Origin of the sequence: Flavobacterium sp. NLM, from assembly GCF_002210235.1 — a bacterium.
Taxonomy (GTDB): domain Bacteria; phylum Bacteroidota; class Bacteroidia; order Flavobacteriales; family Flavobacteriaceae; genus Flavobacterium; species Flavobacterium panici.
In genome coordinates, this window is record NZ_LIAC01000014.1 from 150870 (window position 1) to 167318 (window position 16449).

14 protein-coding genes are annotated in these 16449 nt (G+C 35.0%); 7 read left to right on the forward strand and 7 right to left on the reverse strand.

Features of this window, described 5'->3' with window-relative positions; all coding sequences use genetic code 11:
- Positions 1-31: 31 nt before the first annotated feature.
- From APR43_RS17405 to APR43_RS17425, 5 genes are all read right to left on the reverse strand, one after another.
- Positions 32-4150, reverse strand: coding sequence for a type IX secretion system membrane protein PorP/SprF (locus APR43_RS17405; protein ID WP_088636423.1), 4119 nt, complete (start codon positions 4148-4150; stop codon positions 32-34).
- Positions 4150-5631: a gliding motility protein SprC gene (sprC, locus tag APR43_RS17410; protein WP_053474363.1), complete on the reverse strand. Its 1482-nt coding sequence runs from the start codon at positions 5629-5631 to the stop codon at positions 4150-4152. Before sprC ends, APR43_RS17405 begins: the two co-directional genes overlap by 1 nt.
- Complete coding sequence (locus tag APR43_RS17415) at positions 5628-6038, reverse strand: hypothetical protein (protein ID WP_053474362.1); 411 nt, start codon at positions 6036-6038, stop codon at positions 5628-5630. The genes sprC and APR43_RS17415 overlap by 4 nt, the downstream gene beginning before the upstream one ends.
- A gap of 101 nt (positions 6039-6139) precedes the next feature.
- Positions 6140-7432, reverse strand: coding sequence for a hypothetical protein (locus APR43_RS17420; RefSeq protein ID WP_053474361.1), 1293 nt, complete (start codon positions 7430-7432; stop codon positions 6140-6142).
- Between the two features lie 212 nt (positions 7433-7644).
- Positions 7645-8097 carry a hypothetical protein gene (locus APR43_RS17425; RefSeq protein WP_053474360.1) on the reverse strand — a complete coding sequence of 151 codons (453 nt, stop codon included), beginning with the start codon at positions 8095-8097 and terminating at the stop codon, positions 7645-7647.
- A gap of 435 nt (positions 8098-8532) precedes the next feature.
- On the opposite strand from APR43_RS17425, the gene APR43_RS17430 reads away from it, so the two are divergent.
- The 5 genes from APR43_RS17430 (at position 8533) to recA (ending at position 12813) form a co-directional block, all read left to right on the forward strand.
- Positions 8533-9681 carry an ATP-binding protein gene (locus APR43_RS17430; protein ID WP_053474359.1) on the forward strand — a complete coding sequence of 383 codons (1149 nt, stop codon included), beginning with the start codon at positions 8533-8535 and terminating at the stop codon, positions 9679-9681.
- 7 nt (positions 9682-9688) lie between these two features.
- Positions 9689-10072: a hypothetical protein gene (locus APR43_RS17435; RefSeq protein WP_053474358.1), complete on the forward strand. Its 384-nt coding sequence runs from the start codon at positions 9689-9691 to the stop codon at positions 10070-10072.
- A gap of 68 nt (positions 10073-10140) precedes the next feature.
- The gene (locus tag APR43_RS17440; protein WP_082356489.1) at positions 10141-11112 is read left to right on the forward strand and encodes a KilA-N domain-containing protein; all 972 of its coding nucleotides are present in this window, start codon (positions 10141-10143) and stop codon (positions 11110-11112) included.
- Between the two features lie 28 nt (positions 11113-11140).
- On the forward strand, positions 11141-11650 hold the full coding sequence (locus tag APR43_RS17445) for an acyl-CoA thioesterase (RefSeq protein ID WP_053474357.1): 510 nt from the start codon (positions 11141-11143) through the stop codon (positions 11648-11650).
- A gap of 155 nt (positions 11651-11805) precedes the next feature.
- Positions 11806-12813, forward strand: a complete 1008-nt coding sequence (gene recA / locus APR43_RS17450) for a recombinase RecA (protein ID WP_053474356.1) — start codon at positions 11806-11808, stop codon at positions 12811-12813.
- A gap of 561 nt (positions 12814-13374) precedes the next feature.
- Here the strand turns inward: recA and APR43_RS17455 are convergent.
- Both APR43_RS17455 and APR43_RS17460 read right to left on the reverse strand, forming a co-directional pair.
- Complete coding sequence (locus APR43_RS17455; protein WP_053474355.1) at positions 13375-14130, reverse strand: lysophospholipid acyltransferase family protein; 756 nt, start codon at positions 14128-14130, stop codon at positions 13375-13377.
- A 178-nt stretch (positions 14131-14308) separates the two neighbouring features.
- A complete protein-coding gene (locus APR43_RS17460) occupies positions 14309-14734 on the reverse strand; it encodes a GxxExxY protein (protein ID WP_053474354.1) in 426 nt (141 codons plus the stop codon).
- 254 nt (positions 14735-14988) lie between these two features.
- Between APR43_RS17460 and trpS the strand changes: the two genes are divergently transcribed.
- Together trpS and APR43_RS17470 are read left to right on the forward strand one after the other, a co-directional pair.
- Complete coding sequence (trpS, locus tag APR43_RS17465; protein ID WP_053474353.1) at positions 14989-15963, forward strand: tryptophan--tRNA ligase; 975 nt, start codon at positions 14989-14991, stop codon at positions 15961-15963.
- A gap of 25 nt (positions 15964-15988) precedes the next feature.
- Positions 15989-16399, forward strand: coding sequence for a hypothetical protein (locus APR43_RS17470; RefSeq protein WP_053474352.1), 411 nt, complete (start codon positions 15989-15991; stop codon positions 16397-16399).
- Positions 16400-16449: the final 50 nt, after the last annotated feature.

Below are 16449 nucleotides of genomic sequence, written 5' to 3' on the forward strand. Positions count from 1 at the left end.
TTTCGAAGAAGCCGCCGTCTATATCCTATTATTAATTTTCGACTTTTACGATAGCCATTTTCCCGTTGTATGGTGATTTACCTTTAGCTTCTAATGCCTTAGTTGCTTCTTGCAGACCATCGAATTTCTCGTAATAGATATAATATTTACTTGTTGTTATATTGTAAAAGAAATTAATATTTGAAAGCCCTGATGCTACAGCTTTAGTTAAGAACTCATCTCGTTTTTCAACACTGCTGTGTACTGCAAGAATCATATAATAACCACTTTCAGAATTTTTAATATTCTTAATAATCTGCATGTTTGACTGATCTTCACCAAAATCAAAATCAGCTGCCGTGAGCGGTGTACTGCTTACTTTCGTTGTTTCTTTAATACGTTTAAGAGCAGCTACATCCTGAGCATATCTTCCCTGATCATTTTCGTATGCCGCACGCTTAATTCTACGTTTTTTCTCAATTTCAGTTTCAGCTTTAATACGCTCTAAGTCGGCAAGTAATGCTGCACCTTCAAGTTCCATTTTTAACTGTGCTGCTTTCAATTCGTTTATCTTCTCAAGATAAGCTTTGTTTAAAGCATCATTTTTATTAGGAACTTTTTTAAGCCTTTCGTTATATAAATTTGTCAGCTTAGCAATCTCATCTTTCTGTGCTTTACTAGCATCTGCCAACTGCGATTTTAAAGCTTCTATCTGACTGTTTTCTGCAGCTACGCTTTTGAAAGGTTTTGGTTCTTTATAAATACCTTTTTCACTTAAATCATTCTCTTCTTTTAAATCATTCAAGTCTTTTTGTTTATTAGCTACTGTTGATTTAAACTGATCTAATAAATCGTTTTGTGCTTTACCTGAACTTTCAATTGACTGAGTTAAGCTTTCAATCGCTTTTGCTGTTTCATCTTTTGCAGCTGCTGCTGCTCTGGCCGCTGCTGCTTCTGCATCAGCTTTAGCTTTCTCTACTGCTAATCTTGCCTGACGTTCTTCTTCTTCTTTTAATTTTCTTGTTTCTTCGTCAGCTTTTTGTTTTTCTGAAGCTTCTGCATCCGCTTTTGCTTTTGCATCTGCAGCAAGTTTAGCTTGTAATGCTTCTGCATCGGCCTTAGCTTTTGCATCCGCTGCTAACTTAGCTTGTAATGCTTCTGCATCGGCTTTTGCTTTTGCATCTGCTGCTAACTTAGCTTGAAGTGCTTCTGCATCGGCTTTCGCTTTTGCATCTGCTGCCAATTTAGCTTGTAATGCTTCTGCATCTGCCTTAGCTTTTGCGTCGGCTGCTAATTTCGCTTGTAATGCTTCTGCATCGGCTTTTGCTTTTGCATCCGCTGCAAGTTTAGCTTGTAATGCTTCTGCATCGGCTTTCGCTTTTGCGTCTGCTGCTAATTTCGCTTGTAATGCTTCTGCGTCAGCTTTTGCTTTTGCATCTGCAGCCAATTTAGCTTGTAGTGCTTCTGCATCTGCCTTAGCTTTTGCATCTGCTGCTAGTTTAGCCTGTAATGCTTCTGCATCAGCTTTTGCTTTTGCGTCTGCTGCTAACTTAGCTTGTAGTGCTTCTTCAGCTTCTCTTAATTGTTTTTCTTCTGCTTCCGCTTTTGCTTTTGCAGTTGCTTCCGCATCGGCCTTAACTCTTGCATCGGCAATTAATTTAGCTTGTAAAGCTTCCATATCTGCTTTTGCTTTCGCTTCTGCAGCTAATCTTGTTTTTTCTGCTTCTGCATCCGCTTTTGCTTTTGCATCTGCTGCTAACTTAGCTTGTAATGCTTCTGCGTCAGCCTTAGCTTTTGCGTCTGCTGCTAATTTAGCCTGACGTGCTTCTTCATCTGCTTTCGCTTTAGCATCTGCCGCTTGTTTTGCTTGTAATGCTTCTGCATCTGCCTTAGCTTTTGCGTCTGCAGCTAGTTTAGCTTTTAATGCTTCAGCGTCGGCTTTAGCTTTTGCATCAGCTACTAATTTTGCTTGTAATGCTTCTGCATCTGCTTTAGCTTTTGCTTCTGCATCAAGTTTTGCCTGAGCCTCAGCGTCGGCTTTTGCTTTTGCATCAGCTTTCGCTTTTGCTTCCGCATCTAATTTAGCCTGAGCTTCTGCGTCAGCTTTTGCTTTTGCATCGGCTGCTAATTTTATTTTTAATGCTTCTGCATCGGCTTTTGCTTTTGCTTCTGCAGCTATAATTGCTTGTCTGGCTTCTGCATCCGCTTTTGCTTTTGCATCAGCTGCTAATTTTTCTTTTAGAGCAGCTCCTTCTGCGGCTTTTGCTTTTGCGTCAGCGGCTGCTTTTGCTCTGTTTGCAGCATCAATCGAAGCTTTTGTTTTTGCTTCAGCAGCGGCTTTTGCTTTTGCTTCTGCAGCTAATCTTGCCTGAAGTGCATCTGAGTCAGCTTTTGCTTTAGCATCTGCAGCCAGGATTGATTGTAAATCTGCTTCTTCAGCTTTTGCTTTAGCATCTGCTTTACGTTTTGCTTCTGCAGCATCTGCTTTAGCTTTCGCATCTGCAGCTAGTTTTATTTTAAGTGCTTCTGCATCCGCTTTTGCTTTCTCAGCAGTTAATTGTGCTTGTGTTTTTTGCGGAGCCGGAGCCGGCGTTGTTGGCGTTGCCGCAGCTGTTTGTTTCGCTTTTGCTTCTGCATCTGCCTTAGCTTTAGCATCGGCTGCAAGCTTAATTTTTAATGCTTCAGCATCTGCTTTCGATTTATCTGCAGCTAATTGTGCAGCTGTTTTTTGTGCAGCTGTTGCAGATGGTTTGTTTGCTTGTGCTTGTGCTCTCGCAGCAGCGGCAGCATCAACTCTTGCTTTATTATCTGCAGCTAATTTTATTCTTCTTGCCTCAGCATCTGCTCTTGCTTTATCTGCAGCTAATTGTGCGGTTGTTTTTTGTTCTGCAGCAACGGCTCTGTTTGCTGTTGCTGTCTGTGCTCTTGCGGCAGCTGCGGCATCTGCTTTAGCTTTAGCATCGGCGGCTAATTTTATCTTAAGAGCTTCAGCATCTGCTTTAGCTTTATTGTCTGCGTCTAATTTTGCTTTTGCTGCAGCATCGGCATCAGCCTTAACTTTTTCTGCAGCAGCAAGTCTTGCTTGTTTTGCTTCGGCATCAGCTTTTGCTTTTGCTTCAGCAGCTAATCTTGCTTTCTCAGCTCCATCTACTCTTGTTACAGGAGCTGCATTTGTTTTTGGTTTAGCAATTACTGGTTTAGATGTCGTTCTCGAAGGGTCTATTAATGATCCTTCTTCATCATCTCCGTAATAGTAATTTCTGTTTTTGAATTTATAAGCAATAGCAAATTCATGAGAACCTCCCATATTTGTAAAATTGCCCATTCCTCTTTCGTAGTTATATTCGATTGCAATGCTAGGTGAAATGTTAACCCCTAAACCTGCAGAAACTCCATATAATGTATTGTAACCTGCCTGTGCCCAAACTCCTTGTTTCAACGAAAGCATGGCAAGTCCTGAAAGAACTGTTTTATCTTTTTTAATTTCTGTTTTTACGATTCCTGAGAATTTACTTTGCTCAAAAAAACCATAACTGTCAATGTAACCTGTATACATTGCGTGTAATTCAATTGCTCTTTCCGGATCTTCTTTTACAACGCCAGAACCAAAATTGTAAAGAATTAAGTTGTTTACCGATAATCCGAAATCAAGAAAAGCGGTTCCATAATTAATCCCCGGATTTACAGTAAGCATTGTGTTTGAAGGATAGTCTCCATTTAAAATATCCGGATCATCAGATATAATTTTTCCTTTCTCTAAACCGCTTTGGTAAGCGCCTACGTTTAAACCAAAAGTAAGGTTACTGTCTTCCTGCAAAACGATATTGTGAGCGAAATTAACAACTCCGCCAAACACGGTCATTAAACCATAATTTTGTTGAAACAAACCAATAGCAAAGGCTTCATTTTCTCTAAATCGGCCAGAATAATTAGCTAAATAAGTTTGCGGTGCATTGTCAAACTGCACCCATTGTCTTTTGTTGTAAAAGCTTGCATAAGCATTTGATTCGCGAACAAAGCTAAATGCAGGGTTTATTAAATATCTATTAAACTTTAATGAATTTCTGATAGGTAATGAAAACGAAACAACTCCATTCTCAACTTTGTCCTGAGAATAGAGTACATTAGAAAAACCGTAAAATAAAGTTATGAATAGTAAAATTTTCTTCATTATTTAATCACAGTTATTGATCCTTTTTTTTCACCTGTGTCTGATTGAATGACATAGTAATAAACTGGATTTACATTTTTAAAATCTTTTATAAAAGAGTTAAGTTCCGGATCGTAATTGCTGCCGACATCATCATACATTACCTCTCCATTTGAACTTAAAATTATTAGCTTCGTCGACGGCGTTTTATACGCATCTGGAATATTCCAGTAAGGATAAGCACCGCTCAGTTTAACAATATTTGGAATTACACTAGTAACAGCATCTGTTGCTGATGTAACTCTAAATGTAAATTCTCTTGAAGCTATACAACCTGATTCCTGTGATATTTTAACTTTATATAAACCTCTTACGGCTACCAGATAACTTGCACCGTTAGCACCATTTATTGGTATATTATTTAAAAACCATTCGAATTTTGGAGTCCCTGCATCTGTCGTTACAGATACGTTTAATGTTTCTCCTTCTTGAAGCTCATAAGTTTCCGGAACATCTAGGCTGGCCGTGAAACTATTGCTTTTTAAATCGATGCTTCCTGTAGCTTTACAACCGCCAAAATCAACCTCAACAGAATAAAGACCAGATTCACTTGTAGTAATACTGCGAGATGTTTGCGCGATTACAACACCATCTTTTTTCCAAACATAACTGTTACCTGATGTTGCTGTTAAAATAGTTCCTGAACCGTTTGAACAGAAAGGGTTTCCCAAGCTTGAATCAACTGTTACTGCAGATCCTCCGCCAGAAGATACTACTGTAACACGATTAGAACTAAAGTTATCATCATCACAACCGCCGTAATCGATTTGAGCATAATAAACACCTGGACTATTTGCTACTAACGTTGTACCGCTTTGTCCTGCTATTAATACGTCATCTTTGTACCATTTATACTTTAAATTTGGATAATTGGCAGGAGATGATGGTGTGTCTGCTGGAGTTGGATTATCTACAGAAAGACTTAAATTTCCACCTGAACAAATAGTTGCATTGGCTTCGTTATTATTGATAAAAAATTTCTCTGCAAAGATTCTGTAATAAGCCGGAAACGAAGTCTGGTTCTGGAAATTCTTAACCCTCTGGCTGTAAATAGGCGTGGCCGTATTACTTTTAATGCGAAGGCTGTATGTATTTGATCCTTTTAAATTCGTAGGAATAGCAAACTTAATCGTTTGCTGCTGCGCCACAGGATCGTCTACAAACGAAATTTTTGTTGTAGCAGTAGGAGTTGTGAAACTTCCTAAATCATCTGAAAGTTCTACTTCAAAAGTAGTTCCTGCCGGAAAGTTTAAATAGCTGAATGTTGCGAAGTATTCATTAAATGGCGTTCCATTTACTTCTAAACCGGCACAAATTCTGTCAAAAGGAAGCTGCTGTCCAACTATTGCTGGTGTTTGAGCATAGGTATGCGATTTAGTAAACAGAATTATACTAAATAAAATGAAAACTTTAAAAAAAGATAAAGTAGTTTTTTGAATCATATAGTACGTGTTCTTGCTAAGTCTATACGCTCAAAAAACAAGATATCAATGAATGTTTCAGAAAAATCATATTTGTAGTTCTCAATAATATCTTTTGCAAGAATTGAAGTAGAACCAATCAATGAGTTTTCTTCACAATCTGAAGATTGATCTTTCAAATCAGCCGGCATAGTAAGGCTGTCCTTGGGGGTGGACAGCCCTACTATTAACTGATTAGAATTATCTAATTTGCTGATAGATTTATCAGCTGATTCGTTATTTTGATTTATCTCAATTGAAGCTAATTTGCAGTCAGAAACAGCAGAAACCGTAGGCTTTTCTATTGCTGAACTTTGTGCATACAGACTTAACGAAATAGGAGAAACCAAAAAGAATATATATAAATACTTTTTTGTAGATAGAGCCATTATGTTTTGATCTTTATTTGGTCCTTTTAAGACGATACATAAATTGTGTCTGGGGACTTTATTAATAAAATTTACGCTTTGAAATAAAAATCGAAATCTATTTATCTATTGCCGCTTGAAGCTGTAATTTTTCCTAATTGTAATCTAAAGTCTGGCTTTTTAGGGTTGAAGATATCAATAAATGTCTCTTTGTTGTCACTTTGAGAGTAAACATTAAAGAACACACTGTTTCCATACCAGCTCTCTAAATCTTCGTTGTTTGAGTTGTATTCAGTAAAGATATTTCCTTTACATAAGTTGAAATACATTTCCTCAAATTTGATTTTTTTAAGGTTGGCATCATTGATTTCTGTTTTGCTGTCTAATAACACTGCAGGGTTAAATCCAGAGATCACACTTCTTTTCATTTCAAGAGAAGCAGTTTCAGCTACGTAAACAGCCTCTTTTACTAAACCTGATTGAATGTCAGCATTGATGTTTTCACTGTCATTAAGCATTGTAATGTTAGTAGCAACAACTAAAGTAGTTTTTTTAGTAAAATCTGTTTCGCTTTTCTTTTCGAATGATTTTACCTCCATACAACGAGATCCGTCTTTATTACTAGATAAGTAAGAAGATCTAACTGCTAAAGAGTTATATAAACGACATTGTACACCTTGTGTAAATTTGTAATCGTCGTTGATTGATTTATAAGAAACAAATTTTGTAGCGTTAACGTCTCCACCGAAGAAAGCAAATGAATCTCCTCCAGAGTAGCTAACCATAACGTTTTCAAGAATTGTTTTGTTACCAACACCTGCAATAGTTAAACCGTTGAAAGTATCAACTCCTTTCACTTTTTTACCTGCAAATTCGATTCTAACATATCTTAAAATTCCAGAGTTTGAAGCAACATTGTCACCACCGTAAGTAGTTAAAGTTGGATCAAGGTCCATATTGTAAGAACCTACGTTACCGAATTTGTTAATAGGAGCGTCACCAAGAATTACAACTCCACCCCAGTCTCCAGCTTTTTTCTGGCTGCGGTTAGATGTAAATACGATTGGGTCAGTTTCTAAACCATCAGCAACAAGTTGTGCACCTTTTGTAACTACCAATGTTCCTTTTGTTTCGAAATCACCAATAATTAAAGTTCCAGGTTCGATTGTTAAAACCGCATTGTTTGTAACGTAAACGTTACCTTGCAAAACATAGATATTCCTTTTAAGCAATTTAGTATTAACAGAAATGTTTCCTGCTAAAATTTGATTTGCTTCTCCATACTCTACTTTGTTAGGCTTAAATTCAGTCCAGTTATTTAACCAGTTAGTGTAGCCCATAATTCCTTTCTCTTGTTGAGCACTCATACTCGTAACTGTCAAAAGAACGCAGATCATTTGAGTAATTTTTTTCATGATAAAGGTGTGTATTAGGTTAATAATAAATTTGGGTATGCTTTAAATAATTTGGGTATGCGTAAATGAAAAAAACTGTTCTCGGTTTTTCTAAGTATTATTCAGAGTAAATCGAGAACGAGTTGTTTTGTTTTACTTTTTCAAAATAACGCAGAAACTAAATCCATCTACGTAAACATTCCAAAAAAGGTTTTAAAATATTTTTTTAAATTTTACATTTCGTTCAATTCGTTGAACTCGTGTAAAGATTTTAATGTGTTTTCGTAAAATAAAATTGCCGCGATAAGGTTTCCTTTATCTGAGTAAGGCATCATTTTTCTTTGAAACTCAACTGTAGTATCTAAGAAAGTTGTTGTTCCAAGTGCCTGAGCATCCAAAACTTTTTTGTGTTCACTATCGTCTGGAATACCTAAGTCTGCCATAGTAACACCCGGTTTTGTAACCAACGCAATGTAAGGGAGAGTTTTTACTAATACTTTAATTCGCTCAATATACAATTCCAAAAGTTCTCCTTTTTGCATACCACTCAATTCTTTTTGATCATGGTATTTACGAATAAGAGCTGTTGTACTAATAATACTTCTTGGAGCGTTTTTTGCCTGTGCAGAAACAGCTGCAGAAGTCATGATAAAAAATGCACTAAATAAAATAATTTTCCCTTTCATAAATTCTTATTTATATTGGTTGTTGATGCAAACAAAAATATAGAAATTAACTTAAATTGCAACTTTATTGAATTCTTTTTTCAAAAAAAAAGCTTAAAAAAACCTTAAAACCCCGCTCTATGTCGAGAAAATGTGCGTTTTAACGGGCTTTTTGTTAAATTTGTTAAAACAGGAAACGTAAGAGATTATCTATAAAATTGGAATAAAAATTTCACTATAAATAGCCAAAAAAAGCATACGTTTATCGTTTTGAACAAAAAAATATTAACAAAAAAGTCTTGATATCTGCTCGCGTGAAGTAATTTATTAACAAAACTTAGCGGCAACAGAACAAAAAATTTAGCAAAAAACAATCATATTCTCATAAATGAAATCCAGCTCAATAATCTTTAATCTAAAATTTTTGACTACATCATTTTCTGCTATCTTTGCTTCATGCAATTTTCTCAAATTTTAGGTCAGGATTACATCAAAAGTCACTTGATAAAAAGTGCATCTTCCGGGCGAATTCCTCATGCACAATTATTCATTGGGCCTGAAGGAAGCGGTACATTATCTACAGCGATTGCTTATGCACAGTACATATTGTGCAGTAATACGGGAAATGAAAACGAAAACGGAAATGATTCGTGTAATTTGAAATTTCAAAATATTTCGCATCCCGATCTGCATTTTATTTACCCAACTGTTACGACAGAAGATGTCAAAACAAAACCCAAAAGTTTAGACTTTATTCAGGACTGGCGAAACTTTATTCAGGAAATGCCTTACGGCGGATTATTTGACTGGTATAAACTCCTTGGCGTTCAAAACAAGCAGGGAGAAATCAGAGTCGAAGATGCTCAGGAAGTTTTAAAATCGCTTGCGCTTAAATCCTACGAAGGCGGTTATAAAATCATGATTATCTGGATGGCAGATAAGATGAATATTGCAGCTTCAAATAAACTTTTGAAACTGCTGGAAGAACCTTCAGATAAAACAATTTTTATTCTGATTTCTGAAAACGAAGAAGACATTATTCAAACCATACGTTCTCGCTGTCAGGTGATTCACTTTAACGGACTTCCCGAAAAAGTAATTGCCGAAGAATTGGTTTCCAAAGAAAATATAGACCCAAATTTAGCCAAAAAAATTGCCCATCAGGCGCAGGGAAATTTTAATAAAGCATTGCATTTATTGAAAGAAGATGATACTGAATATCCTTTTGAGCAATGGTTTGTAAATTGGGTTCGTGCTGCTTTCAGGGCAAAAGGAAATGCCGCAGCGATTCAGGATTTAATTTCCTGGAGCGAAGAAATCGCCGGACTTGGCCGCGAAAGCCAGAAAAAATTTATTCAGTTTTGTATCGAAATGTTCAGACAAGCTTTATTACTGAATTATCAAACGCCAAGTTTAGTTTACATTGAGCCAAAAGTCGACAAGTTTAAACTCGAAAATTTTGCGCCTTTTGTAAACGGAAATAATATTCACGAAATTTTCAAAGAGCTTTCTGATGCGATGTATCACATTGAAAGAAACGGAAATGCGAAAATAATCTTAACCGATTTATCTATAAAACTGACTCGTTTAATTCATAAAAAATAGTCCTCAAATGAACAATGTTGCCTCTATTTTAATATTAGCATTTTTAGCCTTAACTTTTTTACAATCGGGCTATGAAAAAATTTTTTACTGGAAAGATAATGTTGTCTGGCTTAAAGAACATTTTGCCAAAACACCATTAAAAAATCAGGTGCCGCTTGCTCTTTTACACTTGTTAATTTTAGAATTAATTTCCGGAATTTTAAGTGTTGTGGGCGCGATTCAATTACTAACAAACAGCGGTCGTGACTATGGTTTTTATGCCGGAATTTTTTCATGTATCTGTTTGTTAATGATGCTTTTCGGACAACGATTAGCCAAAGATTACGATGGCGCAAGAACCATTGTTATTTATTTAATTCCTGCCGTTATGTTAGTGAACTGGATGAATTAATTTATAGAAACCTATTTGTTTCTAAAGTACTAAAGCATTTTAAAATCAATATTTCTAAAAACACTAATATGTCAAAACACATAAAATTAATAGTACAGGATCACGAAATATCTATGCTAAATATTAACAAAAGCGATTATATCTGTTTAACTGATATGATAAAAGCTAATGATGGTGATTTTTTTATAAGTGACTGGTTAAGAAATAGAAATACTTTAGAATATTTAGCTGCTTGGGAAAGTTTAAACAATCCAAATTTTAATTATGGCGAATTCGCCATAATTAAAGAAGGTGCTGGATTAAATACTTTTAAAGTAAGCGTTAAGGAATGGTGTGAAAAAACAAATGCAATAGGCATCACTGCAACAACAGGCAGATATGGTGGTACTTATGCTCACAAAGATATTGCCTTTAACTTTGGAATGTGGATAAGCCCTGTTTTTCAATTGTACATTGTTACAGAGTACCAAAGATTAAAAGAAATTGAAACAAATCAATATAACTTAGAGTGGGATGTAAGAAGAATTTTGAGTAAAGCAAATTATTCAATACATACAGATGCTGTTCAAAAATTTATAATCCCAAAAAGTTCTCTTCCACTAGATAAAAGAGGAATTGAGTATGCAAATGAAGCAGAAATATTAAATCTTGCCCTTTATGGTTATACGTCTAAAGAATGGAAAGAAGCAAATCCAGATTTATCAAAAACAAAAAACATGAGGGATTTTTCTAGCATAAATGAACTTCTAGTTATGTCTAACTTAGAAGTAATGAATGCTGAAATGATAAAATTAAATACTGAAAAAAAAATAAGATTTACTCTACTTCAAAAAATGGCTAAAGAACACTTAGAGCAACTTTCAAAAGTAGATATAATAAAATCTGTTAGGAAAAAAGACGAAACTACATATCTTCAGGCGAAAGATAAAACAGGTGAAGAGTTAGAAGGCGAATCTAAAAAATCCATACTTGAAATTAACAAAGAAAATCTCTTAAAATTTAAAAAAGACAAAGAATCAAATCAAAAAAAGAAAGATTAAATCCTTTCATATATACTTTATCAAAAAAATGAATCCAAAACACCCTTCAGAATCGCTGACAATATTAACTGATTTAGTTTTACCGAGTGAAACAAATCCTTTAAACAATCTTTTTGGCGGCGAATTATTAGCCCGAATGGATCGTGCAGCAAGTATTGCAGCGCGCAGACATTCACGCCGAATTGTAGTTACAGCATCTGTAAATCACGTTGCTTTTAACAGAGCAATTTCCCTTGGAAGCGTTGTTACTGTAGAAGCAAAAGTTTCAAGATCATTCAAAAGTTCTATGGAAGTTTTTATAGACGTTTGGGTAGAAGACCGCGAATCTGGAAACAGAACCAAAGCAAACGAAGCTATTTATACTTTTGTCGCTGTTGACGATACGGGAAGACCTGTTGAAGTACCGGCAATTGCCCCGGAAACAGAGTTAGAAATACAACGTTTTGAAGCTGCTTTACGCCGTAAACAGTTAAGTTTAGTACTTGCAGGAAAATTAAAACCTTCTGACGCTACAGAATTAAAGGCTTTATTTTTGTAATACAAATTGTTACAATTTGAAACAATTTGAAGCAATCAAACTTCAAAAAAAGAAGTATTTTTACACATTCTAATTCGCTAAATAAAATCAGGAAAGTATTTCCATTATTTGGTTTTGAAAGGCAGAAAATAACAATTTTAGATATTTAAGAAAAGATGAGTTCAGACAAAGAAGCCAAATTAAAAGCGCTGCAGTTAACGCTTGATAAACTTGACAAAACCTACGGAAAAGGAACCGTAATGAAAATGGGCGACAGAGCCATTGTAGAGGTAGAAACGATTTCTTCTGGTTCTCTTGGCGTTGATTTAGCTCTTGGAGTAAATGGATATCCAAAAGGAAGAATTATTGAAATATACGGACCAGAATCATCTGGTAAAACCACATTAACATTGCATGCAATTGCCGAAGCTCAAAAAGCGGGCGGAATTGCAGCGTTTATTGATGCGGAACATGCTTTTGACAGAAACTATGCTGAAAAATTAGGTGTTGATATCGAAAACTTAATTATCTCTCAGCCAGACAATGGTGAGCAGGCATTAGAAATTGCCGAAAACTTAATTCGTTCCGGAGCTATCGACATTGTTGTAATTGACTCTGTTGCGGCTTTAACTCCAAAAAGTGAGATCGAAGGTGAAATGGGAGATTCTAAAATGGGTCTTCATGCGCGTTTAATGTCTCAGGCTTTAAGAAAATTAACGGGAACAATCAGCAAAACAAATTGTACTGTTTTCTTTATCAACCAGCTGCGTGAAAAAATTGGTGTTATGTTCGGAAATCCTGAAACAACAACCGGTGGTAACGCATTAAAATTCTACGCTTCTGTACGTTTAGATATTCGTCGTTCTTCTCAAATTAAAGACGGTGAAAACGTGATTGGTAACAGAACTAAAGTTAAAATCGTTAAAAACAAAGTGGCACCGCCGTTTAAAACTGCCGAATTCGACATTATGTACGGAGAAGGTGTTTCTAAAACAGGTGAAATTCTTGACTTAGCGGTTGAATTTGAAATCGTTAAAAAAGCAGGATCTTGGTTTAGCTACGGAGACACTAAACTAGGTCAGGGACGTGATGCCGTAAAAGCTTTAATTAAAGACAATCCAGAATTGGCTGATGAATTAGAAGTTAAAATTAAAGCTCACATCAAAGAATTAGCTGATGCTTAAAATAAATAAAAGTATTTAAAAATCAATACTTTACACTCTAAACCCGAAAGATTTAAAACCTTTCGGGTTTTTTATTTGGAAAAAAATAAAAAAAAGACGCAACCTTTTTGCAGCTCTTTCATCTATACAAATAGACATAATGTTTAATTGGTATTGGCCATAAATACACAGTTCAACATTTTTTTTATAATAAATTTGGTTGGTTGATTCATTAAAAGTCCGTTAGTTTCTCTCATGGTTCTAACGGGTTTTTACTGCTTTTTGAAAAAAAATTTAGCAGCTCATACAACCTTTTTACTTTTTTGCGATCTAATATATTATGCCGTTAACTTGAGTTTACCCAAACTCCTTATTATCAAGCCATAAATATTTAACCATGAAAGAAAAAAGAGAAGTGCTGAGGAGTAGAAAACGAAAAAAAACCAAATTAAAAATTAAAAAAATATTGCGTTTTATCTCTGAGAAAATAATTCATCGATAAGCTTTTTGAATATAAACGGGGGTTTTTATTTCGAAAGAAAACCCGGCAAGTGTAAAATCCTGCCGGGTTTGTTATTTTAATTACTTTTTTAAATCTTTCTTTTGAAATTCGAGTAAACCATTATAAATCAATTGTCTTATCTGATCTCTTAACTCTTTTCTGTGATCCAGTGTCATACCGCTTGTTTCTACAAAAGGGAGAATTTTCCCTCTCATTTTTCCGGGACTTCCGCTTAAAAAAGTATACGAGAAACGTTGTTTATTGTCGGCAAAAACAATAGGTACAATAGGAATTTGATGTTCAATTGCCAGTCTAAAAGCGCCGTCTTTAAACTCGTCCAGTAAAATAGATTCATCATCAGGAACTCCGCCTTCAGGGAAAATACAAATACTTAAACCTTGATTTAAACGGTCTTGTGCACGTTTAAAAACTTCATTTTTGCTTTTAGAAGAATTTCTGTCTACCAAAATACAAGTTCTTTTGTAGAAAAATCCAAATAGCGGAATCTTCACAAGTTCTTTCTTTCCAACAAAAACAAACGGGTTTTTTATAATGGCAAGCATTAACATAATATCCGTCATTGAAGTATGATTTGCCACGATCATATAACTCTTATTCTTGATAAGCTTTTGTTCGCGTTTTACTTTGTAATAAAAACCCATCCCGAAAAGGATGAATTTAGCCCAAATGCGGGCCATTTTAAAAAAATAAGGGTATCCTCTCTCTGAGATAATAGAAATCAGTAAAAACGGCAGCATAATCAATATCGGAATCGCCATTAAAACGTAAAACCAAATGCGCCAAATAATCCAAAAAACAATCTTTAATCCTTTCATGGTTTCAAATGTAAGAAAACCGAAATGAATTTTTATAAAGATTTTGTTTGATGAATAATTTTACACTAAGTCTTGAGGTTTTTAACACAAAGAGCGCAAAGGTTTTTCGCAAAGTTTGGGAGTTTCTACAGTTGTTTTTAACGCAAAGAGCGCAAAGGATTTTCGCAAAGGAAAGAAGTTAATTTTTTTTGAGACTTGCTTTGCAATGAGCTCGCAAAGCTTTATCTATAAGTTGTTTATGACTCTTCTTATTCCATTTTTTCAAGAGACTTTCATTGAAATTTACGAGTAAGCCCTGTTTATAATTTCCTAGTTTTAAATAGGTTAAAGTTTGTGCCAAATGGTTAACAGTAAGTGATTCTACAGTTTTTATTTCGATTAAAAACTTGTTCTCAACAAGTAAATCAATTCGGTATCCACAATCAAGCTTCACTTCTTCAAAAATTAATGGTAAAGCTTTCTCTTTTTCAACTAGAAGTCCTCGCTGCGCAATTTTATAAAACAAGCATTCTTTATAAACATTCTCTAATAAGCCCGGGCCAAGTTTTTTATGAATTTCAATAGCAATTCCAATTATAATATTTGATATTTCGTTTTCTATCATATTAAAAAAATGTCAAATTTATAAATATATTCTTATAATTAAACATAATAATCTTAAGTCTAAAACTTTAAAAATATTGATCCTTATACACAAAGCTTCGCGAGCTCATTGCAAAGCAATTCTTAAAAAAACTTCTTTCCTTTGCGAAAATCCTTTGCGCTCTTTGCGTTAAAAACCACATAACAAACTTTCCAAACTTTGCGGTTAAAAAAAACATCACGACCTTTGTCGTTAAAGAATAAGAAAAAACGAGAATGGCAAAAATACTTACTGGTGTTCAGAGTACTGGAACGCCACACTTAGGCAATCTATTGGGAGCAATCATCCCTGCAATTGAATTATCGAATAATCCAGCAAATGAATCATTTTTGTTTATTGCTGATTTACACTCGATTACACAAATTAAAGATGGTAAAACATTAAGAGAAAACACGTACAGCACTGCTGCGGCATGGCTTGCCTGTGGTTTAAATCCAGATAAAGTTACCTTCTACAGACAATCTGATGTGACTCAAACTGCTGAATTGACCTGGTATTTAAGCTGTTTTTTTCCTTACCAAAGATTGACTTTGGCACATTCTTTCAAAGATAAATCTGATCGTTTAGCAGATGTAAATGCTGGGCTTTTCACCTATCCGATGTTAATGGCTGCCGATATTTTATTGTATGATGCAGAGTTTGTTCCGGTTGGAAAAGATCAGGAGCAGCATTTAGAAATTACACGTGATGTCGCTTCAAGATTTAATCACCAAATGGGAGAAACATTTGTACTTCCAGAAGCCAAAATTCAGGAAGAAGGCAAATTAATTCCCGGAACAAATGGCGGAAAAATGAGTAAATCTGCCAACAATATTATCAATATTTTCCTTGATGATAAAGTGTTACGCAAACAGATTATGAGCATTGAAACGGACAGCACACCGCTGGAAGAACCAAAAAATCCTGATACCTGCAACGCTTTCGCAATATATGCTTTGTTAGCAAATGAAACTCAAATTGCCGAAATGAGAGCGAATTATCTTGGTGGAAATTACGGTTACGGGCATGCAAAACAAGCTCTTTTTGAACTGATTACAGAGAAATTCAAAACCGAAAGAGAAAAATATAATTACTACATAAATAACCTTGAAGAAGTTGATGCCTTATTGAAAAAAGGCGCTGCAAAAGCTTCTGTCATTGCAGATAGTGTTTTAGCAAAGGTTCGAAATGTTCTTGGATTTGAGAATTAAATTTTTCTTATTAGACATTTAATTTATGACGAAAGAAGAAGCAATAGAAGAACTAATGTACCAAAGCGCTCACCATGAAAACATAGAAAGCGATCGCTGGAAAAATGGTTTTCTTGGTCAATTACGTCCGTTTAGAAGAGTTTTACACGAGAAAAATTATCATCTAATTATGCAGGCTTTACAAGTTCTTGCACCAGAATTAGAAAAGGATTTTGTAGATAAAAGAATAATCTCTTGTGTTTGGGGAATTTGTCATTATGGAAGAATGTGGGCACTTTATCCGGAAGGAATGCTGCAAGGTAATAATTTGATTACCAAAGAACAAGTAGAACAAATTGATCAGTGGTTAATTGATATTTCATATGCTGCTTCCTGCCTTCTTGAAGGTGCTGTAGAAGAAGCCTTTTGGAATTATAATGAAGAAAACAAAGAGTAGATTAAAAATCTAAAAATAAAAAGCCTGCTAATTGATTTTAGCAGGCTTTT